The organism is Streptomyces sp. NPDC005706 (assembly GCF_040631045.1).
GTDB lineage: Bacteria > Actinomycetota > Actinomycetes > Streptomycetales > Streptomycetaceae > Streptomyces.
The window spans coordinates 33066-53618 of sequence record NZ_JBEXYS010000036.1; the positions used below are offsets into that span (position 1 = coordinate 33066).

A 20553-nucleotide genomic window follows, 5' to 3' on the forward strand; every position below is an offset into this window, starting at 1 on the left:
TGAAGGTCAGTTCGCAACTCCGGGATGACGGCGCATCCCGGCGCTCGCACCCGCCCGTACAACCAGCCCCTTCTGGAGGCATTTCGTGCACGGGAACGATCGCACCAACCGCACCGGAACCCACAGAACACGTCTGCGCAAGGCGGTCGCGCTGCTGAGCGGCGCCCTGCTCGCCGGCGCCACCCTGACCCTGACCACCCCCCAGGCCGGCGCAGCCGTCACCGGCCAGGACACCACCGCGGCGGCCGAGGACTTCCAGCAGGTCACCCTCGCCAAGGGCGAGGCCGAGGTCGGCGAGCCGATGTCGCTCGCCGTCCTCCCCGACCGCTCGGTGCTGCACACCTCCCGCGACGGCGAGCTCCGCCTCACCGACGCGGCCGGCAACACCAGGATCGCCGGCAAGCTCGACGTGTACTCCCACGACGAGGAGGGCCTCCAAGGTGTGGGCGTCGACCCGGACTTCGCCGACAACCGCTTCATCTACCTCTACTACGCACCCCCGCTGGACACCCCGGCCGGCGACGCCCCCGAGACCGGGACGGCGGCCGACTTCGCGCCCTTCGACGGCGTCAACCGTCTCTCCCGCTTCGTGCTGAAGAGCGACGGCACCCTCGACAAGGCCAGCGAGAAGGAGATCCTCGACGTCAAGACCACCCGTGGCCTGTGCTGCCACGTCGGCGGTGACATCGACTTCGACGCGGCCGGCAACCTGTACCTGTCGACCGGCGACGACTCCAACCCCTTCCAGTCCGACGGCTACAGCCCCCTCGACGAGCGCGCCGACCGCAACCCCGGCTTCGACGCCCAGCGCACCGCGGGCAACACCAACGACCTGCGCGGCAAGATCCTGCGCATCAAGGTCAACGCCGACGGCTCCTACTCCATCCCCGACGGCAACCTCTTCGCGCCGGGCACGGCCAAGACGCGGCCCGAGATCTACGCGATGGGCTTCCGCAACCCGTTCCGGTTCAGCGTCGACAAGAAGACCGGCGTCCTCTACGTCGGCGACTACGGCCCCGACGCCGGCGCCGCCGACCCCAGCCGCGGCCCGGCCGGCCAGGTCGAGTTCGCCCGCGTCACCAAGCCCGGCAACTTCGGCTGGCCGTACTGCACCGGCGCCAACGACCCGTACGTCGACTACGACTTCGCGACGAAGGCCTCCGGCGCCACGTTCGACTGCTCGGCACCGAAGAACGACTCGCCGCACAACACCGGTCTCACCGACCTGCCCCCGGCCCAGCCGGCCTGGATCCCGTACGACGGCCCGTCCGTCCCGGAGTTCGGCACCGGCTCCGAGTCCCCGATGGGCGGCCCGGTCTACCACTACGACGCCACGCTCGACTCACCCGTGAAGTTCCCCGAGGCCTACGACGGCGACTTCTTCGCCGGTGAGTTCGGCCGTCGCTGGATCAAGCGCATCACCAGCGACGCCGACGGCAAGGTCCAGTCGATCAACGACGTCCCCTGGAGCGGCACCCAGGTGATGGACATGGCCTTCGGCCCCGACGGCGCCCTCTACGTGCTCGACTACGGCACCTCCTGGTTCGGCGGCGACGACAACTCGGGCCTGTTCCGCATCGAGAACGCCACCGACGGGCACTCCCCGGTGGCCCAGGCCGCGGCCGACCGCACCTCGGGACAGGCGCCGCTGAAGGTGGCCTTCTCCTCGGCCGGCTCCAGCGACCAGGACGGCGACGCGCTCACCTACAGCTGGGACTTCGGCGACGGAGCCACCTCGTCGGCCACCGACCCCACGCACAAGTACAAGAAGAACGGCACCTACACCGCCACGGTGACCGCCAAGGACACCACCGGCCGCACCGGCAGCGCGAGCGTCCAGGTGGTCGTCGGCAACACCGCGCCCAAGGTCACCCTGGAACTCCCGCAGGACGGACAGCTGTTCAGCTTCGGTGACGCCGTGCCGTTCAAGGTGAAGGTCACCGACCCCGAGGACGGCAAGGCGGTCGACTGCTCCAAGGTAACCGTCAACTTCATCCTCGGCCACGACACCCACGGCCACCCGCTGACCTCCGCACAGGGCTGCTCCGGCACCATCCAGACCAGCGCCGACGGCGGACACGACGAGGACGCGAACATCTTCGGTGTCCTCGACGCCCAGTACACCGACGGCGGAGGCGGCGGCCAGGACGCGCTCACCACGCACGCCCGCAGCGTCCTGCAGCCCCGGCACCGCCAGGCCGAGCACTTCAGCACCTCCTCCGGCGTCACGGTGACCGCCCGGACCGGCGCTCACGGCGCCAGGACCGTCGGCGACATCCACAACGGCGACTGGATCGCCTTCACCCCGTACGTCCTCTCCGACGCCAAGAAGATCACCGCGCGCGTCGCCTCCGCCGGCGCCGGCGGCACCCTCGAGGTCCGCGCCGGATCGGCCACCGGCACCCTGCTCGGCAAGGCCACAGTCCCCGTGACCGGCGGCTGGGACACCTACCAGGACGTCACCGCCGGTCTGTCCCGCGCACCCGGCGGCACCACCACTCTCCACCTCGTCTTCAAGGGCGGCAGCGGCGCCCTGTTCGACGTCGACGACTTCACCTTCACCACCGGCTGAGAGGAGGACACACCGTGCGACCAACAGGCAGGATCACCACCGCGGCGCTCGGCGCCGCCCTGCTCCTCGGCTGCGTGACCGCACCCGCCGTGTCGGACCCGGCCCACGCCAAGCGTGTCCTGGTCTTCTCCAAGACCGCCGGCTTCCGGCACGACTCGATCCCCGAGGGCATCACGGCCGTCAGGCAGCTCGGCGCGGCGAACGGCTTCACCGTCGACGCCACCGAGGACGCCGGAGCCTTCACCGGCAAGAACCTCAGCCGCTACGACGCCGTGCTGTTCATGGCGACCACCGGTGACGTCCTCGACACCGCCCAGCAGGAGGCGTTCGAGGGGTACATCCGGCACGGCGGAGGCTACGTCGGCGTCCACGCCGCCGCCGACACCGAGTACGACTGGGCGTTCTACGGCGGCCTCGCGGGCGCCTGGTTCCAGAACCACCCGGCGATCCAGCCCGCCACCGTGAACGTCGAGGACCGCGCCCACCCGGCCACGGCGCACCTCGGGCGTACCTGGGAGCGCACCGACGAGTGGTACAACTACCGCTCCAACCCCCGCGAGCGGGCGCACGTCCTCGCCTCGCTCGACGAGGCGTCGTACTCCGGCGGCACCATGGCGGGGGACCACCCCATCGCCTGGTGCCAGGAGTACCAGGGCGGCCGCGCCTTCTACACCGGGGGCGGCCACACGAAGGAGTCGTACACCGACCCGGCGTTCCGCGCCCACCTGCTGGGCGGGCTGCGGTACGCGATCGGTGACGTGCGGGCGGACTGCCGCCCGGAGAACGGATACAGCCGGCTGTTCGACGGCACCTCCGCCTCCCTGGACGGCTGGAAGCAGGCCGGCCCCGGCTCCTTCACCCTCTCCGCCGACGGCACGCTCACCTCGACCGGCGGGATGGGCCTGCTCTGGTACGCGGGCAGGAGCTTCGGCTCGTACTCGCTGAAGCTCGACTGGAAGACGGCCGGCGACGACAACTCCGGTGTGTTCGTGGGCTTCCCGCCCTCGGACGACCCGTGGTCGGCCGTGGACAACGGTTACGAGATCCAGATCGACGCCACCGACGTGCCCGAAAAGACCACGGGGTCCGTCTACGGCTTCAAGTCCGCCGACCTGAAGAAGCGCGACCGCGCGCTGAACCCGCCGGGGGAGTGGAACACGTACGAGATCCGGGTCCAGGGCGAACGCCTGCGGATCTGGCTCAACGGCGTGAAGATCAACGATTTCACCAACACCGACCCGGCCCGGAGCCTCACCGACGGACACATCGGCCTGCAGAACCACGGGGCCGGCGACCAGGTGTCCTTCCGTGACGTCCGGATCAAGGAACTGCCCGGCAAGGGCCACTGAACGGCGGCGGGCGGGAGACGCCGGACTCCCGCCCGCCGTCACCTTCCCTTCCCTCACGGGGAGTTCATGCCCTGGACAAGGAGGCTGCTCATGTCCGCGTCCCTCTCCCGCCCCCCTCGCACCGGCGTCTGGCTCGTCGGGGCCCGTGGCTCGGTCGCCACCACCGTCGTCGCCGGATGCGCCGCCGTGACGGCGGGCCTGCGCCCGCCCACGGGTCTGGTCACCGAGGCGCCCGCCTTCGCCGGCAGCGGCCTGCCCGCGTGGTCGTCCCTGGTCTTCGGCGGCCATGACATCACGGACTGCCCGCTGCCCAAGCGCGCCGAGGAACTGGCCGCGGGCGGCGTCCTCCCGCCCGGACTGCCCGCCGCCGTCGAGGCCGAACTCGCCGAGGCCGAACGGGAGATCAGGCCGGGCGGCCCGCTGCCCGGCGACACCCGGGACGAGGACGGGCTGATCGCCGCGTTCGCCGCCGACATCCAGGACTTCGTACGACGGCACGGGCTGGCCCGCGCGGTCGTCGTGAACGTCGCCTCCACGGAACCGGTCCCGGCCGGACCGCACTTGCCGCCCAGCGCCCTGTACGCGGCGGCCGCCCTGCGCGCCGGCTGCCCCTACGTCAACTTCACCCCGTCGGCCGGCCTGCACCACCCGTCCCTCGCCCCGCTCGCCGCGTCGAGCGCGGTGCCGTACGCGGGCCGTGACGGCAAGACCGGCCAGACCCTGCTGCGCTCCGTCCTCGGCCCCATGTTCGCCCACCGGGCACTGGACGTCCGGGCCTGGTCCGGCACCAACCTGCTCGGCGGCGGCGACGGCGCCTCGCTGGCCGACCCGGCCGCCGCCGCGGCCAAGAACGCGGGCAAGGAACGCGTGCTCACCGACACCCTGGGCGGCACGCCCGAGGGCGAGGTCCACATCGACGACGTGCCGGCGCTCGGCGACTGGAAGACCGCCTGGGACCACATCGCCTTCGACGGCTTCCTAGGCACCCGCATGATTCTGCAGACGATCTGGCAGGGCTGCGACTCGGCCCTCGCCGCACCCCTCGTCCTCGACCTGGCCCGCCTCACGGCCCGCGCCCACGCACGCGGCCTGACCGGACCCCTCGCCGAACTGGCCTTCTTCTTCAAGGACCCGGTAGGCAGCGCCCCGGCGGCACTGGCGGAGCAGTACGCGGAACTGGTGCGGTTCGCCGCGCGGCTGGGGGAGGGCGAGTGATCCGGTTGCCTGGATGGGCCGCGGCACCGGGCCCGCGGACGCTGTCCGCCACGCGGGCCCGCCCGGCCGCGGGAGCGGCCCCGGTCACCGCCGCCCGGTGCCGTCGGGCCGGGGACGGATCGGAGGACGGGCGCACCCGAGCGGTCGCGGCCGGTGGAACCCGCGCGGCCGGCCCGGTCGCGGTGCCGGGGGACTCCGCCGGCTCCCGTCCCCCCTCGGCCACCACACCCCCTTCCGGCCTTTCCGGCCGGCTGAAGGCCTGGGCCGAACTGCTGCGGCTGCCCGCGCTGTTCACCGTTCCGGGGGACGCGCTCGCCGGTGCCGCCGCCGGGGCCGGGCGGCCCGGCCGGCGCGCGCTGCTCGCCGTCGGCTGCTCGCTGTGTCTGTACGAGGCCGGGATGGCGCTCAACGACTGGGCGGACCGGGCGGAGGACGCCGTCGAACGCCCGCACCGGCCCCTCCCGTCGGGCCGGGTCCGCCCCGCCGCGGCCCTCACCGCGGCCTGCGCGCTCACGGTCGCCGGTCTCGCGCTGGCCACCCGCGCGGGCCGCCCCGCGCTGACGGTCGCCGTGCCGCTCGCGGCCACCGTCTGGTCGTACGACCTCGGCCTGAAGCGCACACCCGCCGGCCCGGGCGCGATGGCCGCCGCCCGCGGCCTCGACCTGCTGCTCGGGGCCGCGGCCACCACCGGCCGCGTCCGCCCGGCGCTGGCCCCGGCCGCACTGCTCGGCACCCACACCCTCGCCGTCACCGCCGTCTCCCGCCAGGAGACCCGCACCGGCTCCCCGCTCGTCCCGCTCGCGGCCCTGACCGTGACGGCGCTGCTGGCGCGGGCACTGCCATCGCGACCGCCCACCCTCCTCGGCACCGCCCTCGCCGCCGGCTACGCCGCGACCGCCGCCCGCCCCTACCTGCACGCCGCGCTCAACCCCTCGCCGCCGCTCACCCAGCGCGCGGTCGGGGCCGGCATCCGCGCCACGATCCCGCTGCAGGCCGCCCTCGCCGCCCGCGCCGGAGCCACCACGACCGCCCTCGTCACGGCGGCCCTCGGCCCACTGGCCCGCCGGTTCGCGAGGCGGGTGAGCCTCACATGACGCCCGGGCGACCGGCGTCCCCGCCCCGCGCATCCGTACCGACGTCCCGGCCGGCAGGAAGGTGAACCCCGCATGACCCCCCAGCCATCGGCCCTGCGCTTCGGCTACGGCACCAACGGCCTCACCGACCTCCGGCTCGGCGACGCCCTCGCCCTCCTCGCCGATCTCGGCTACGACGGTGTCGGACTGACCCTCGACCACATGCACCTCGACCCGCTCGCCCCCGGCCTCGCCGACCGCACCCGGCAGGTCGCCCGCCGCCTCGCCGAACTGGGGCTCACGGTGACCGTGGAGACCGGTGCCCGCTACGTCCTCGACCCGCGCCGCAAGCACGGCCCCTCGCTCCTGGACCCGGACCCGCGGGAGCGTCTGCGGCGCGTGGACCTGCTGCTGCGCGCGGTCCGGGTGGCGGCCGACCTCGGCGCGCACGCCGTGCACTGCTTCAGCGGAATCGTTCCGCCTGGCAGCGACCGCGCCACGGCCTGGCCCCGGCTCGCCGCCGCCCTGGCCCCCGTCGTGGAGGCGGCCGACGCCGCCGGGGTCCCGCTCGCCGTCGAACCCGAACCCGGCCATCTGCTGGCCACCCTCGCCGACTTCCACCACCTGCGCGGCCTGCTGGGCGACCCGCCCGCCCTCGGCCTCACCCTCGACATCGGCCACTGCCAGTGCCTGGAACCCCTGCCGCCCGAGGACTGCGTGCGCGCCGCCGCGCCCTGGCTGCGGCATGTCCAGATCGAGGACATGCGGCGCCCGGTCCACGAGCACCTCCCGTTCGGCGAGGGAGAGATCGACTTCCCGCCCGTCCTCGCCGCCCTCGTATCGACCGGATACCGCGGACTGACGGTCGTGGAACTGCCCCGCCACTCCCACGCCGGCCCCCGGTACGCGGAGGCGTCCCTGCCGTTCCTGCGCGCCGCGGCCACCGGTGGCCCGGACACCGCGGCCGTGCCAGAACGGAGCACCGCATGAACACCCCACCCGTCGCGGACACCGGACCCGAGGCCCTCCGCGACCACCTCGACACCCACCTCGACCCGGACGCCCGCGCCTGGTTCCACCGGGCCCTTGAGGAGGCCGCCGCCCATTCCGGCGGGCGCGGGCCGATCTCCGTGTGGGAGCTGCGCCTCGCGGAAGCCGGCCGCCGCTGCGGCACCCGGCACGCCGACGCCGTCCGCGTCCTCATCCTGCACGCGGCCCGCGCCGACGCGACCGTGCTCAGCCGCGTCTACCACCAGGGCACCGCCGCCGAACGACGGGCCGTCCTGCACGCCCTGCCCCGTCTCGTCCCCGGGCCCGACGCCGTCGGGCTGGTCGAGGACGCCCTGCGCACCAACGACACCCGCCTGGTCGCCGCCGCCCTCGGCCCCTACGGAGCCCGCCACCTCGAACCCCACGCCTGGCGGCACGCCGTCCTCAAGTGCCTGTTCACCGGAGTCCCCGTCGACCTGGTCGCCGGCCTCGACGAACGGGCCCGCGGCGACACCGAACTGGCCCGCATGCTGGCCGACTTCGCAGCCGAACGCACGGCCGCCGGCCGGCCCGTGCCCAGCGGCCTCCACCACCTCCTGACCCTGGCCGCGCAGCCCCGCGAGGAGTCCTGATGCGCCTGTTCGACCCCCACATCCACATGACCTCCCGCACCACCGACGACTACGAGGCCATGCGCGCCGCGGGCGTCCGCGCCGTCGTGGAGCCCTCGTTCTGGCTGGGCCAGCCCCGCACCTCGCCGGCCTCCTTCCTCGACTACTTCGACTCGCTGCTCGGCTGGGAGCCGTTCCGCGCCGCCCAGTACGGCATCGCCCACCACTGCACGCTCGCCCTCAACCCCAAGGAGGCGAACGACCCCCGCTGTCTGCCCGTCCTGGACGAACTGCCCCGCTATCTGGTCAAGGACCACGTCGTCGCCGTCGGTGAGATCGGCTACGACTCCATGACCCCGGCCGAGGACAAGGCCCTGGCCGCACAGCTCCAACTGGCCGCCGACCACGGTCTGCCCGCGCTGGTGCACACCCCGCACCGCGACAAGCTCGCCGGGCTGCGCCGCACCCTCGACGCCGTCCGCGAGTCCGCCCTGCCCCTCGACCGGGTCCTCGTCGACCACCTCAACGAGACGACCGTCGAGGAGGCCAAGGACAGCGGCTGCTGGCTGGGTTTCTCGGTGTACCCCGACACCAAGATGGACGAGCACCGGATGGTGGCGATCCTGCGGGCGTACGGACCCGACCGGGTGCTGGTGAACTCCGCCGCCGACTGGGGAAGGAGCGACCCGCTGAAGACCCGCCGGGTCGCCGATCTGATGCTCGCGGAGGGCTTCACCGAGGACGAGGTCGACCGGGTGCTGTGGCGCAACCCCGTCGCCTTCTACGGCCTCAGCGGTCGCCTCGAACTGGAGACCCGCCCGCCGGAGGCCACCCACGAGGGCAACTCCCTGCTGCGCGGCGGGGAGTGACCGCGATGCGGCTGCGCCACCCCGACGGCACCACCGTCCACCTCGCCTACTGCACCAACGTCCACCCCGCGGAGACCCTGGACGGCGTCCTCGCCCAGCTCCGCGACCACTGCGAGCCCGTGCGCCGCCGCCTCGGCCGCGACCGCCTCGGCATCGGCCTCTGGCTCGCCCGCGACGCCGCCCGCACCCTGGACGGCGACCCCTCCGCCCTGCGCACCCTGCGCCGCGAACTGCGCCGGCGCGGCCTGGAGGTCGTCACCCTCAACGGCTTCCCGTACGAGGGGTTCGGCGCCGCCGAGGTCAAGTACCGCGTGTACCGGCCCGACTGGGCCGACCCGGAGCGCCTCGCGCACACCACGGCGCTGGCCCGGATCCTCGCCGCGCTGCTGCCCGAGGACGTCACCGAGGGCAGCATCTCCACCCTGCCGCTCGGCTGGCGCACCGCCTGGAGCGCCGACCGGGCCCGCGCCGGGCACCAGGCCCTGCTGACCCTCGCCGAGCGCCTGGACGCCCTGGCGGAACTGACCGGCCGCTCCGTCCGGGTCGGTCTGGAGCCCGAGCCCGGCTGCACCGTGGAGACCACCGGCGACGCCCTGGCCCCGCTCACCGCCGTGGCACACCCCCGCATCGGCGTCTGCGTGGACACCTGCCACCTCGCCACCTCCTTCGAGGAGCCGCGCGCCGCGCTGGACGCCCTCGCAGCCGCCGGCGTACCCGTCGTCAAGTCCCAGCTCTCCGCCGCGCTGCACGCCGAACACCCCGCACGGCCGGACGTCCGCACCGCCCTCGCCGCCTTCGCCGAGCCCCGCTTCCTGCACCAGACCCGCACCGTCACCGAGACCGGACGGCACGGCACCGACGACCTCGACGAGGCCCTCGGCGGCGACACCCTGCCCACCGGCACCCCCTGGCGGGCCCACTTCCACGTCCCGCTGCACGCGGCCCCGGCGGCACCCCTGACCGCCACCCTCCCCGTGCTCAAGACCGCGCTCGCCCGCCTCGTGGGCGGCCCCCGCCCGCTCACCCGGCACCTGGAGGTCGAGACCTACACCTGGCAGGCGCTCCCGCCCGGGCTGCGCCCCAGCGCCCGCGACCGGCTCACCGACGGCATAACCGCCGAACTCGCCCTCGCCCGCGACCTGCTGACCGACCTCGGCCTGAAGGAGCTGCCATGACCGCGACCGGCCGGCCCACCCCACTGCTCGTCCTCGACGTCGTCGGTCTCACCCCGAAACTGCTCCACCACATGCCGCACCTCCAGGCCCTCGCCGCCGCAGGCTCCCGGGCCCACCTGGGCACCGTCCTGCCCGCCGTCACCTGCGCCGCCCAGTCCACCTTCCTCACCGGCGCCCCGCCCGCCGAGCACGGCATCGTCGGCAACGGCTGGTACTTCCGCGAACTCGGCGACGTCCTGCTGTGGCGCCAGCACAACGGGCTGGTCGCCGGGGACAAGGTGTGGGACGCCGCCCGCCGCGCCCACCCCGGCTACACCGTCGCCAACATCTGCTGGTGGTACGCGATGGGCGCTGACACCGACATCACCGTCACCCCGCGCCCGGTCTACTACGCCGACGGCCGCAAGGAACCCGACTGCTACACCCGGCCCCCCGCCCTGCACGACGAACTCACCGAAAAGTTCGGCACGTTCCCGCTCTTCCACTTCTGGGGGCCCGGCGCCGACCTGGTCTCCAGCCGCTGGATCATCGACGCCACCCGGCACGTGATCCGCACCCGCCGGCCCGACCTGACGCTCTGCTACCTCCCGCACCTCGACTACGACCTCCAGCGCCACGGCCCCGACGACCCCCGCGCCCTGCGGGCGGCCGCCGACCTCGACGCGGCCATGGCCCCGCTGCTGGACGACGCCCGGGAGGAGGGCCGTACGGTCGTCGCCCTGTCCGAGTACGGCATCACCCCGGTGAGCCGGCCCGTCGACATCAACCGGGCCCTGCGCCGCGCCGGTCTGCTGGAGGTGCACACCCAGGACGGCATGGAGTACCTCGACCCGATGGCGTCACGCGCCTTCGCCGTCGCCGACCACCAGATCGCCCACGTCTACGTCCGCCGTCCCGAGGACCTCGCCGCCACCCGGGCCGCGCTCGACGGGCTCCCCGGCATCGGCGAACTCCTCGACGACGAGGGCAAGAAGGCCCGCCACCTGGACCACCCCCGCGCCGGCGAACTCGTCGCCGTCGCGGAACCGGACTCCTGGTTCACGTACTACTACTGGCTGGACGACGACCGCGCGCCCGACTTCGCGCGGCTGGTCGAGATCCACCGCAAACCCGGATACGACCCGGTCGAGCTGTTCATGGACCCGCTCGACCCCTATGTGAAGCTCAGGGCCGCCGCCGCCCTCGCCCGCAAGAAGGCCGGGCTGCGCTACCGCATGGCGGTCGTCCCCCTGGACCCCTCACCCATCCGCGGCAGCCACGGCCGGCTGCCCACGAGCGACGACGACGGTCCGCTCCTCCTGTGCTCCACCCCCCCGCGCCGTCGGCGACCGCATCGCGGCCACCGACGTGAAGTCACTCCTGCTCGAACTCGCCGGCCTCGGCACCGGCGACCCGTCCTGAGGGAAGGCACCCGTGAACAACACCCATGACACCGACGACCAGTTGCGTCGCAGCCTCGGCATCGGCCGCCGCGGCTTCCTGAGCACCTGCACCGCCGTCGCGGCGGCCGCGATCGCCGCGCCCGTCCTCGGCGCCGCCCCGGTGCACGCCGCGCCCAAGGCGGCGGCCGACACCGGCGAGGGCCACACGCTGGTGCCCGCGGACAAGCGCGGCATCATCCTCTACACCGTGCGCGACGCGATCGGCCGTGACCCGCTGACCACCTCCCTCCCCTCCGGCTTCCGCGCCGTGTTCGAGCAACTGGCCCGGTTCGGCTACCGCCAGGTCGAGTTCGCCGGCTACGGCCAGCACGCCAACGCGCCCGGCGGCGGGAACCTGGAGTCCGTCGAGGGTGCCAGGCTGCTGCGCCGCTGGCTGGACGACAACGGACTGCGCGCCCAGGGCAACCACGGCTTCATCCCCGGCTCCTGGCCGCTCGGCAGCGCCGACCTGGACACCTTCAAGAAGCACCTGGAGATCGCCAACATTCTCGGCATGGCCCACGTCGGCACCGGCGGCGACCCCACCAGCAGCTCCTACAAGGCCGACTGGGACGTGGCCGCCGACAAGTGGCACGCCCTCGGCGCGCTCGCCCGCCGCGAGGGACTGAAGCTGTACACCCACAACCACGACGCGGCCTACGGCTTCCTGCTCGACGGCGGCCCGCTCGACGCCCAGGGCCGCCCCACCCGCAGCTCCGGCATCCGCAAGCTGGAGTACTTCCTGTCCATCACCGACCCCAAGCTGGTCTGGCTGGAGATGGACATCTTCTGGGCGCACGTGGCCCAGTACAAGTTCCGTACCTACACCGCCCACGACGGCTCCACACCGACCGACATCTTCGACCCGGCCGGCCTGGTCGAGCGCCACGACAAGCGCTACCCGCTGTTCCACGCCAAGGACGGCGTCGTCAACAACACCAACGGGATGGGCTACGACATGGTCCCGTTCGGCACCGGCGTCATCGACTACACGACGTTCTTCTCCCGTGTCGGCCACCGCAACTACCACAACCCGATGGTCGAGCAGGACAACGCCCCGAGCGGCACCAAGCCGGGCCAGTCCCTGGAGCACGCCGCGATCGGCTACCGCAACCTGGCGGCCCTGCGCTGCTAGCGACGGGCCGCGGCGCAGGGCCGTGCCGTACCCCGGTACGGCCCTGCGCCGCCCCGGCGGACACCGTCCCGGACTCCCTCTGTCGGGTCCGTCCCACCGGCCCTACACTGCCCATCCGCAGACATGTGGGGACAGTTGACGGGGGGAGCCGCCATGTCCGGAAATCCGTACGGCCCGGGACCGGGATTCGCCGTACCACCCATGCCCCGCACACCACCGCCCGCACCGCCCGACGGCTTGCGGGCGGCCGCCGTCGCGGTGCTCAACCTGAGCGGCCTCGGCCTCGGTTACGCACTGGTCCGCAGATGGCTGCCGATGGCCGCCTGCTGGGTGGCGACCGCGGTCCTGCTGTTCGTCGCCCTGCCCGCCGACGCGGACGGCGTCCCGGGACCCGCCCTCGTCCTCTACGGTGTTCTGCTGCTGCTCGCGGCCGTGCACGGCGCGGTCGTCGGACTGCGCACCCGGCTCACCGGACCGGCCGGCGCACCCCTCGCCCTGCCGCTCGCCGTGCTGCTGCTCGCCGTACCGGCGGGCGGTGCCCTCTGGTACCAGGACGCCAAGGAAGAGGCCGTGCAACAGGCGCTCCTGGGCCGTCTCGAACGGGCCGACCACCTGGTGACGGCGGCCGGCCGGCAGTCCTTCGCCACCGCCCGGTCCGACTACCGGAGCGCCCTCGACGTCTACCGCGACCTCGCGGTGAACCACCCCGGCTCCCGCGCGGCCGGCCAGGTCCCCGACCGCATGCGGACCTACTACACGACGGTCGGCGCCGCCTACGGCCACCGGGACTACTGCGCGGCCGTCGAGCCGCTCACCTACCTGCGCACGGTGCCCCGCACCATGCCGAAGCGGCAACTCGGCTCGCTGGCGCGGTGGCCGGACGACCGCCTCGCCACCTCGCTGTACGAGTGCGGCTCGGCGGGACTGACGGACGGTGAGGCGGACTGGGTCGCGCGCTTCGGCGACCTGCTGACCACCTTCCCGTCGTCCGCCCCGGCGGCCAGGGTGGCGCCCGCGGTGGACGCGGCGGTGAGCAAGGCCGAGAAGGGCGTCCGCGGTGGTGAACCCTGCGCCGCCGTGGAGCGGTTGAACACCCTGAACGGCCGGATCACCGACCTCGCGCGCAGCGCGTCCGGCGCGGCGGACACGGCGGACGATCTCACCAGGACCGCCGGCCGGGCGGGCCGCAGCGGGAACGCCGGGCAGTACTCCTGCGGCGTCGACCAGTTCAAGGACGGCGACTTCGACGCGGCGCGGAAGACGATGGAGGGTTACCTCGACGGCAACAAGCACGGCGGGAACCTGGAGCGCGCCAAGAAGATAGCCATCGGCGCCGAGGTGGCCCGGACCCTGCCGGCCGCCGGGAAGAAGCTGCCCACCACCGCCTCCGGCGGCAGCATCTCCGTCACGGTCAAGAACGACAGCCCCGACGACGTCACCGTCCTGTACACGGGACCGGTCACCGGCAGCTTCACCCTCAAGGGATGCGGCGCCTGCAAGGCGTACTCGCTCTCCAGCACGCTCATGACCGGCTTCAAACCCTGTGACGACAGCGGCCGGCACTATCCGCAGCGCACGCTGAGCCTGCCGGTCGGCACCACGTACTTCGTGCACAAGCCGCACGGCGGCAGCACCGCCACGCCCGCCTCCGACACCGCCACGCTGCGGTCGGGGTACGTCTACACGGAATGCGCCTACACGACCCGGACCCTGGGGTCCAGCTACTGACCGCGCGGGGCGGGCCCGGCCCGCCCCGCGTCCGGCCGTACCGTCAGCGCTGCCGGGCGGCGCGGCGGCGGACCGCCAGCACGGTTCCCGCGCCGAGGACCACGGCCCCGGCCGCCGCGCCCGCAAGCGGCAGGGCGGGCCCGGCGCCGGTGTCCGCCATCCCGCCGCCGGTGGCGGCCGTCCCCGCGGTGCCGGCCGTGGCGGTGCCGCCGGTGCCGCTCGACCCGGACCCGGACGCCGAGCCGCCGCTGGTTTTGGTGCCGGAGCCGCCGGTGGAGGACGTCGAACCGCCGCCCGCCGTGGAACCCGCGCCGGTGGCGTCGAGCACGATGTCCGCGGTGTCGTTCGCCTTGTGGACGTCGAACGGCCGCGGCTGCCCGGCGAGCGCCACCGAGCCCTTGGCCCCCGGCACCGCCTTGTCGATCCTCAGCTCGAACCGGTAGGTCCCGCCGCCGCCCTCGTTGATCCAGGCCTGGGCGGTGCCGCACTCGTACGTGCCCGACCCCAGGCTCTTGCAGAATCCGTCGGTCTTGGTGACCGAGGTTCCGGCGGGCATCCTCACGCGGATCCGGGTCGCCCCGGCACCGATCTCCCGCAGCACCCAGCCGGGCCCGGCGTTGGTGAACTTCACCACCAGCGGCACCGTGTCACCGGCCCGGCCCTTCAGCCGGGCACCGCTCACCTGGAAGTCCGCGGTGTTCCGCGCGGTCACCTTCACGGTCGCCGCGCCCCAGCCGGAGCCCTGGGAGCTGCCCGGGGCGGCCGGGGTCTCGTCGGGCCGCTCCACCAGCTTCAGCGCGGGCCCGGTGCCCTTCACCGGCTCGGAGGCGCCGTCGCCCGGACCGGTCTCGGTGCTGTCGACCGTCACCCGCAGCTCGTCGTAGAGGGCGTGGTCGAGCGCCTTCAGGGTCAGCGGCCGCTCGGGGGCGTAGACGACGCCCGGCCTGACCGTCTGGTCGAACTCGCAGAGCACCACCGAGCGGCTCGGCTCCTCGTCGAAGTCGGTGATCTCGTAGCGGGAGCAGTTGGAGGGCACCTCGGTGTGGGCGAGCCCGCGGGTGACGGAGTACGACATCCAGACCTTGCCGAGCGCCGCGGTACCCGTGTTGGTGAAGGAGGTGGGGACCGAGAACCGGCTGTCGGGCCGCAGCCCGTCGATCGGGCCGATCTGCCCCAGGACCAGGGAGGGTTCCGGGTCCGCGGCGCCGGCGGGGGCGGCACCGAGGGCGATCAGGGCGACGGCGCCGACGGCACCGGCGGTTCGGCGCGGTAGACGGGAGCCGGAGAGCGTGGGGGGCATGGAGTCCTCGTGGGCGGAGCGGCTGTTGCGGACAGGTGAACCTGGAGGGAACGCGCGTTCCCCGAAGGAAGACCTCCCTGACCGCCCCAGGGTTGTATCCGGATCCGGTCCGGGTGTCGGGTGCCGGGCGTCGGGTGCCGTCATTCCCCGGCCCGCCGGGCCAGCCACTCCAGGGCGCCGGCCGCCGCGGCCAGCACCGAGATGTGGCCGTCGGCGGGCCGGGGCCGGAGTTCGGCGGAGGGGCAGCGGCTCGCCAGCCACTGTCCGTGGGCGAAGGGGACGACCCGGTCCCGCCCGCCGTGCAGGAGCAGCACCGGAGCGGTGACCGACGCCGGATCGCACCCCCACGGACGCACGTAGGCCAGATCGTCGTCGATGAGCCCGCCGGGACCGGCGGCGACGGCCGGCCGGACGACCTTGTCGAACCAGGACCAGTCACCGGCGAGCGCCGCGTGGTCGGCCGGGGTGAACATCTCCGGGTCGTACTCCGCGTCGGCCTCGTGCCGTTCCTTGGCCTCGCGGCCCGCCGCGGCCGATGTGAGCGAGGCACGGCAGGACGGGGCCATGCCCGCGAACCAGTCGAGCCCCCCGGCGCCGAACGGGGCGAGCCCCGACACGGCGACCACGCCCAGCACCCGCTCGCGCAGCACCGCGGCACAGGCCAGGGCGTGCGAGGCACCGCCGGAGTGGCCCATGACCGCGAACCGGCCGAGGCCGAGCGCGTCGGCGACCCGGCGGGCGTCGTCCGCGGCCGACGCGACGCTACGGCCGGGGACCGGGTCGGACCCGCCGTACCCGGGCCGGTCGTACGACACCCAGCGGATCCCGAGCCGGGCGGAGACGGCGAAGAGCGGCTCGGGCGGCAGGCCCACGTTGGGCGTGCCGTGCTGCCACAGGACGGGGAGACCACCGGTCCCGGTGTCGTAGACGCGCAGCCTGCGGCCACCGGGCGAATCCACGGTGGACTCGCCGACTCGAACGTTCTCCATGGTGCGGTTCCTCCCGGAGGGGCGCGGACGGGGACACTGCCGGCGTAGTGACCCCGCGGCCGCCCGGAAGTCATCGCTCCTCAGGCGCCCACCGCGCGCAGTGTCTGCGCGGGCCGCCCGGCGGCCCCGCGTGCCAGCCACTCCTGGTACGCCGGCGCCTGCCGGGCCGCCTCCCAGTAGGCCTCCTCCAACTCCGGGCACCCGGCCTTGAGTTCGTCGGCCGTCCGGGCCGCGAGCAGCAGCCGCACTCCTATCGGGTCACCGTGCAGGGGCCGGATCACCAGGTCGGAGCGGGGCGGGACCGCGGTCGGCTGGCTGACCGTGACCACCTCGCCGATGGCGGCCAGGAAGTAGGCGGTGAGGTAGTCGCCGTGCAGCAGATCGGGCTCTATCCCGGCGGCGCGCAGCACCCGGCAGACCCCGTCCCACTCGCCGTCGACCGTGGCGTCCACCATCCAGCGGTCGTGCGCCAGGTCCGCGAGACGCACCTCGCGCCGGGCCGCGGCGGGGTGGTCGGCGGCCATGGTGACGAACTGGGGCTCGCGCTCCACGAGAACCCGCAGACACAGCCCGTCCGGGACGCGCAGCGGGCTGCCCTCGACCTCGTGCACGAACGCCAGGTCGAGCCTGCCCTCGGCGACCTGCCGCAGCAGGGCGTTCGCGGACACGTCCATCTGCAGGCTGGGCGCGACGGGTGGGACACGGGCACGCAGCCGGCTGAGCCAGCCCGGGATCGCCCGGCTGGCCGTGGCGCCGATACGCAGCCGGGGGACGCCCGCCGCGCGGGCGGCCGCGGCCCGTGTCTCGGTCACGATCGCGGTGAGCTCGGCGACCAGCGGCCGGGCGCGGCTCACCACGATGTGTCCCAGCGGCGTGGGGCGGCTGCCCGTGCGGTCGCGGGTGAACAGCCGGCCGCCCAGCAGCTGCTCGATACGGCGCAGCTGGGTGCTCAACGAGGGCTGGGCCATGCCCAGTTCACGAGCCGCCTTGTGCAGGCTGCCGACGTCCGCGATGGCGCACAGCACGCGTAAGTGCCTCACCTCGAGCTCCATGCGCGGAGCGTAAGGGCTGTGTCTGATGAGGCGCCAGATGTTCAAACGCCAACGGAACAGCACGAGTCGCCCTGATAGCCGGGAGCTATCCCCAGTTGCCATCATCCGCTCGGGCACCGGGCTGACCCAGACTCTTGGGCGACCGATCGTTCACCACCCCACACGAACGAGTAGGAGCCCCCCACATGACGTCCACCCGTACGTCCTCCACGTCCGCGAAGGCCTCCAGGAGACTGCTGGCGCTCGGCCTGGGCGTGACGTTCGCGGCCCTGGGCGGCGCGATCCCGGCGAGCGCCCAGACCACCGGCTCCACCGCCACCGTCCGGGCCGGCTACACCGGCTCGGCCCACGAGGCGGCGAACAACAAGGCGTTCTTCGAGGCCGTGCTCGACTCGGTCGCCAAGAAGCAGGCGGCGCACCCGAACCTGCAGTCGGTGACCGTGTACTACAACGCCTCCCAGGCGCCCTCCTTCCGCTCCCAGATATCGAGCGCCGCCTCGATCTGGAACAGCTCCGTGAGCAACGTCAAGCTGGCGTCCACCTCGGGCAGCGCCGACTTCTCGTACTACGAGGGCAACGACTCGCGGGGCTCGTACGCCTCCACCAACGGCCACGGCAGCGGCTACATCTTCCTCGACTACGCGCAGAACCGGCAGTACGACTCGATCCGCGTCGCCGCGCACGAGACCGGTCACGTGCTGGGGCTGCCCGACCACTACAGCGGCCCGTGCAGCGAGCTGATGTCGGGCGGCGGCCCCGGCACCTCCTGCACCAACCGCTACCCCAACTCCACTGAGCGGGCGCGCGTCAACCAGCTGTGGGCCAACGGTCTCGCCAAGGCCCTCGCCAAGCTGAACAAGGTGAGCTGACACCCCGGGGCATCCTCCGCCCCCGGCCGCGAGCGGGCCGTGCCACCGGCGGCACGGCCCGCTTCGCCGTACCGCCCCGCCGCCCGCCGGCAGCGGGACTAGGCGGGTTCCTCCGCCCGCCGCGGGCGCGGCCGGTTGAGCTCCGCGGTCAGCAGGTGGGCGTCGAGCAGCGCGACGTCGGCGGTGCGGGCGGCCCGTGAGTGGCCCGCGAGCATGCGCTTGGTGAGGGTGACGGCCTCCGGCGAGCGCCGGACGAGCGGCCTCACCCACGCCTGGACGGCGGCGTCCAGTTCGCCGGGCGGGGCGACCTTGTGCAGCAGACCGATCCGGTGCGCGGTGGCCGCGTCGAAGAGGTCGCAGGTGAGCATGAGTTCACGGATCCGCGCGGCACCGCCCTCCACGATGAGGCGGCCCATCGCACCTCCCCAGGCCGGCGGCAGCCCCACGCCGATCTCGGGCATGCGGAACCGGCAGGTGTCGGCGCCCGCGCGCAGATCGCAGAACGAGGCGAGCGCGAGGCCGGCGCCGATGACCCGGCCGTGCAGCCGGGCGATGGTGACGGCGTGGGTGTTCTCCAGGGCGTCGCACACCCGGTGGGCCTTGTCCGCGATCCGGCGCATGACGGCCCCGGTCGGGTCCTCCTCCAGCGCGGCCCGGTACTCGTCGCGGTCGGCGCCCAGACAGAAGTCGTCACCGGCGGCCGACAGCACCAGCACCCGGACGTCGGGGCGGTCGTGCAGCCCGTACAGCAGGTCGGCGAGGTCGTCGAGAGCGGCCACGGTCAGCGTGCTGTCCCGCCCCGAGGGGTTGAGCCGCACCCGCAGGACCGGCCCGTCCTGCTCGGCGTCCAGCGCCCTGCCGTCGAACGCGGCGGCGGGGGAGGGGGTGATGATCTCGGTCATGAGAGGGCGACGTCCAGGTTCAGCAGGCGCCGGAAGGCCACACGCGGTGCCCACGACGGCCGGCGTACGAGGGTCAGGCAGGGGAAGCGCCGGACCAGGTGGTGGAGCAGGGTCTGGGCCTCCAGGCGGGCCAGCGGCGCGCCGAGGCAGTAGTGGATGCCGCCGCTGAAGGACAGGTGGCCCGGTTTGCGGTGCAGGTTGAACAGCTCCGGGTCCGGGTGCCGGGCCGGGTCGCGGTTGGCCGCGCCCACCATGAGGTGGACCATGTCGTCCTTGCGCACCCCGGTGCCGCCGAGCACCTGGTCCCGGGAGGCGACACGGCTGATGACGTGTGTGGGCGGGTCGTAGCGCAGCGACTCCTCGACGGCCGCCGGGACGAGATCGGGGCTGACGGCGAGCCGGTCCCACTGGCGGGGGTGCTCCAGCAGCAGCAGGGCCGTCGTCGACAACAGGGTGGACGTGGTCTCCAGCGCCGCCAGCAGGAAGAACAGCGCCAGGTGGTAGACCGCTTCGTCGGCCTTGTCGCGGTCGCTCTCCATGCCGTCCCACACCGCGATCCAGCGGGACACGGGGTCGGTACCGGGATGCGCCCGCCGGTCGCGGACCAGTTCGGTGAAGTAGGTCCGCAGCTCGGCCGTGGCCGCGTCGGACAGGGCCAGCTGGCTGGCCGAGGGCAGCAGTTCCTGGGTGAAGACCTGGTCGTGGGTCAGCTCCCGCAGCCGTGGGAAGTCGGCGGCGGGCAGCCCCATCCAGTGGCCGATGACGGCCACCGGCAGCTCCTCGCTCACCAGGGCGTTGAAGTCCGCCTCGCCGTCGCGCAGCCGCTCGGCGAGGGTGTCGAGGAGTCCGCCGGTGATCTGCTCCACCGTCCCGCGCAGTTCCTCCAGGGAGGATCGGTCGAACATGCCGGCCGACCGGCGCACCCAGGTGTGGTCCGGCGCGTTGAGCGCGGGCAGCGTCCTGCTCATCTCCCGTGAGGAGGGCGCCGTCCAGCGCGTTCCGTCGCCCTGCTGCTCCCGCCAGCGCGTGTCGGGTTCCAGCCACTCGCGGCTGCGCAGGACCTGGTCGCACAGGCCGAAGCCGGTGACGAGATGGCCTCCCCAGGGTGCCGCGACCACTCCGCCCCTCGACCGCAGCTCCGCATAGATCGGGAAGGGATTCGCCTGGCCTTTCGCCGTCCGCAGCCGGGAGAAGAGCGAGACGGCGAAGCGTCTGTCTGCGGGCGGAGTTGTCGCGAGTTCCACGACGGTCCCTTCTTGATCGTCAGCATCGGGCGCGCCATGCATACCCCACCGATGGCTGA

At 73.6% G+C, this 20553-nt stretch carries 16 protein-coding genes and 1 pseudogene; 12 read left to right on the forward strand and 5 right to left on the reverse strand.

Annotated features, from left to right (window positions below; translation table 11 throughout):
- Nucleotides 1–85: 85 nt before the first annotated feature.
- The 11 genes and pseudogenes from ABZ478_RS34270 to ABZ478_RS34320 all read left to right on the forward strand — a co-directional run bounded on the left by ABZ478_RS34270 (nt 86) and on the right by ABZ478_RS34320 (nt 14138).
- Nucleotides 86–2572, forward strand: a complete 2487-nt coding sequence (locus ABZ478_RS34270; protein WP_359555780.1) for a PQQ-dependent sugar dehydrogenase — start codon at nt 86–88, stop codon at nt 2570–2572.
- Between the two features lie 14 nt (nt 2573–2586).
- Nucleotides 2587–3921: a ThuA domain-containing protein gene (locus ABZ478_RS34275; protein ID WP_359555783.1), complete on the forward strand. Its 1335-nt coding sequence runs from the start codon at nt 2587–2589 to the stop codon at nt 3919–3921.
- A gap of 90 nt (nt 3922–4011) precedes the next feature.
- Nucleotides 4012–5136 (forward strand): inositol-3-phosphate synthase, encoded by a 1125-nt coding sequence (locus tag ABZ478_RS34280; RefSeq protein ID WP_359555786.1) that lies wholly within the window; start codon nt 4012–4014, stop codon nt 5134–5136.
- A 251-nt stretch (nt 5137–5387) separates the two neighbouring features.
- Nucleotides 5388–6230: an SCO3242 family prenyltransferase gene (locus tag ABZ478_RS34285; protein ID WP_359555886.1), complete on the forward strand. Its 843-nt coding sequence runs from the start codon at nt 5388–5390 to the stop codon at nt 6228–6230.
- Between the two features lie 72 nt (nt 6231–6302).
- Complete coding sequence (locus tag ABZ478_RS34290; protein WP_359555789.1) at nt 6303–7199, forward strand: sugar phosphate isomerase/epimerase family protein; 897 nt, start codon at nt 6303–6305, stop codon at nt 7197–7199.
- Nucleotides 7196–7831, forward strand: a complete 636-nt coding sequence (locus ABZ478_RS34295; RefSeq protein WP_359555792.1) for an EboA domain-containing protein — start codon at nt 7196–7198, stop codon at nt 7829–7831. Before ABZ478_RS34290 ends, ABZ478_RS34295 begins: the two co-directional genes overlap by 4 nt.
- A complete protein-coding gene (locus ABZ478_RS34300) occupies nt 7831–8679 on the forward strand; it encodes a TatD family hydrolase (RefSeq protein ID WP_359555795.1) in 849 nt (282 codons plus the stop codon). Before ABZ478_RS34295 ends, ABZ478_RS34300 begins: the two co-directional genes overlap by 1 nt.
- 5 nt (nt 8680–8684) lie before the next feature.
- Nucleotides 8685–9854 (forward strand): metabolite traffic protein EboE, encoded by a 1170-nt coding sequence (eboE, locus tag ABZ478_RS34305; protein WP_359555798.1) that lies wholly within the window; start codon nt 8685–8687, stop codon nt 9852–9854.
- Nucleotides 9851–11255: pseudogene (locus ABZ478_RS34310) on the forward strand (nucleotide pyrophosphatase/phosphodiesterase family protein). Before eboE ends, ABZ478_RS34310 begins: the two are co-directional and overlap by 4 nt.
- Before the next feature lie 12 nt (nt 11256–11267).
- On the forward strand, nt 11268–12410 hold the full coding sequence (locus ABZ478_RS34315) for a sugar phosphate isomerase/epimerase family protein (protein ID WP_359555801.1): 1143 nt from the start codon (nt 11268–11270) through the stop codon (nt 12408–12410).
- Between the two features lie 201 nt (nt 12411–12611).
- Nucleotides 12612–14138: a hypothetical protein gene (locus ABZ478_RS34320; protein WP_359555805.1), complete on the forward strand. Its 1527-nt coding sequence runs from the start codon at nt 12612–12614 to the stop codon at nt 14136–14138.
- Nucleotides 14139–14181: 43 nt separating this feature from the next.
- On the opposite strand, the gene ABZ478_RS34325 is transcribed toward ABZ478_RS34320, so the two are convergent.
- The 3 genes from ABZ478_RS34325 to ABZ478_RS34335 form a co-directional block, all read right to left on the reverse strand.
- Nucleotides 14182–15438 (reverse strand): hypothetical protein, encoded by a 1257-nt coding sequence (locus ABZ478_RS34325; protein ID WP_359555808.1) that lies wholly within the window; start codon nt 15436–15438, stop codon nt 14182–14184.
- Nucleotides 15439–15578: 140 nt separating this feature from the next.
- A complete protein-coding gene (locus tag ABZ478_RS34330) occupies nt 15579–16427 on the reverse strand; it encodes an alpha/beta hydrolase (RefSeq protein ID WP_359555811.1) in 849 nt (282 codons plus the stop codon).
- Nucleotides 16428–16507: 80 nt separating this feature from the next.
- Entirely contained in the window at nt 16508–17479 is a 972-nt protein-coding gene (locus ABZ478_RS34335; RefSeq protein ID WP_359555814.1) for a LysR family transcriptional regulator, read from the reverse strand.
- A 185-nt stretch (nt 17480–17664) separates the two neighbouring features.
- On the opposite strand from ABZ478_RS34335, the gene snpA reads away from it, so the two are divergent.
- The gene (snpA, locus tag ABZ478_RS34340) at nt 17665–18348 is read left to right on the forward strand and encodes a snapalysin (RefSeq protein ID WP_359555817.1); all 684 of its coding nucleotides are present in this window, start codon (nt 17665–17667) and stop codon (nt 18346–18348) included.
- 98 nt (nt 18349–18446) lie between these two features.
- On the opposite strand, the gene ABZ478_RS34345 is transcribed toward snpA, so the two are convergent.
- Together ABZ478_RS34345 and ABZ478_RS34350 are read right to left on the reverse strand one after the other, a co-directional pair.
- A complete protein-coding gene (locus ABZ478_RS34345) occupies nt 18447–19250 on the reverse strand; it encodes an enoyl-CoA hydratase/isomerase family protein (RefSeq protein WP_359555820.1) in 804 nt (267 codons plus the stop codon).
- Nucleotides 19247–20494 carry a cytochrome P450 gene (locus tag ABZ478_RS34350; RefSeq protein ID WP_359555822.1) on the reverse strand — a complete coding sequence of 416 codons (1248 nt, stop codon included), beginning with the start codon at nt 20492–20494 and terminating at the stop codon, nt 19247–19249. The genes ABZ478_RS34345 and ABZ478_RS34350 overlap by 4 nt, the downstream gene beginning before the upstream one ends.
- Nucleotides 20495–20553 lie beyond the last annotated feature (59 nt).

Bases quoted from the DNA above. Each gene is read 5' to 3' on its own strand.
- ABZ478_RS34330 (WP_359555811.1), bottom strand. From the start codon at position 16,427: ATGGAGAACGTTCGAGTCGGCGAGTCCACCGTGGATTCGCCCGGTGGC.
- ABZ478_RS34295 (WP_359555792.1), top strand. From the start codon at position 7,196: ATGAACACCCCACCCGTCGCGGACACCGGACCCGAGGCCCTCCGCGAC.
- ABZ478_RS34300 (WP_359555795.1), top strand. From the start codon at position 7,831: ATGCGCCTGTTCGACCCCCACATCCACATGACCTCCCGCACCACCGAC.
- ABZ478_RS34325 (WP_359555808.1), bottom strand. From the start codon at position 15,438: ATGCCCCCCACGCTCTCCGGCTCCCGTCTACCGCGCCGAACCGCCGGT.
- ABZ478_RS34290 (WP_359555789.1), top strand. From the start codon at position 6,303: ATGACCCCCCAGCCATCGGCCCTGCGCTTCGGCTACGGCACCAACGGC.
- snpA (WP_359555817.1), top strand. From the start codon at position 17,665: ATGACGTCCACCCGTACGTCCTCCACGTCCGCGAAGGCCTCCAGGAGA.
- ABZ478_RS34280 (WP_359555786.1), top strand. From the start codon at position 4,012: ATGTCCGCGTCCCTCTCCCGCCCCCCTCGCACCGGCGTCTGGCTCGTC.
- ABZ478_RS34335 (WP_359555814.1), bottom strand. From the start codon at position 17,479: ATGGAGCTCGAGGTGAGGCACTTACGCGTGCTGTGCGCCATCGCGGAC.
- eboE (WP_359555798.1), top strand. From the start codon at position 8,685: ATGCGGCTGCGCCACCCCGACGGCACCACCGTCCACCTCGCCTACTGC.
- ABZ478_RS34345 (WP_359555820.1), bottom strand. From the start codon at position 19,250: ATGACCGAGATCATCACCCCCTCCCCCGCCGCCGCGTTCGACGGCAGG.
- ABZ478_RS34320 (WP_359555805.1), top strand. From the start codon at position 12,612: ATGCCCCGCACACCACCGCCCGCACCGCCCGACGGCTTGCGGGCGGCC.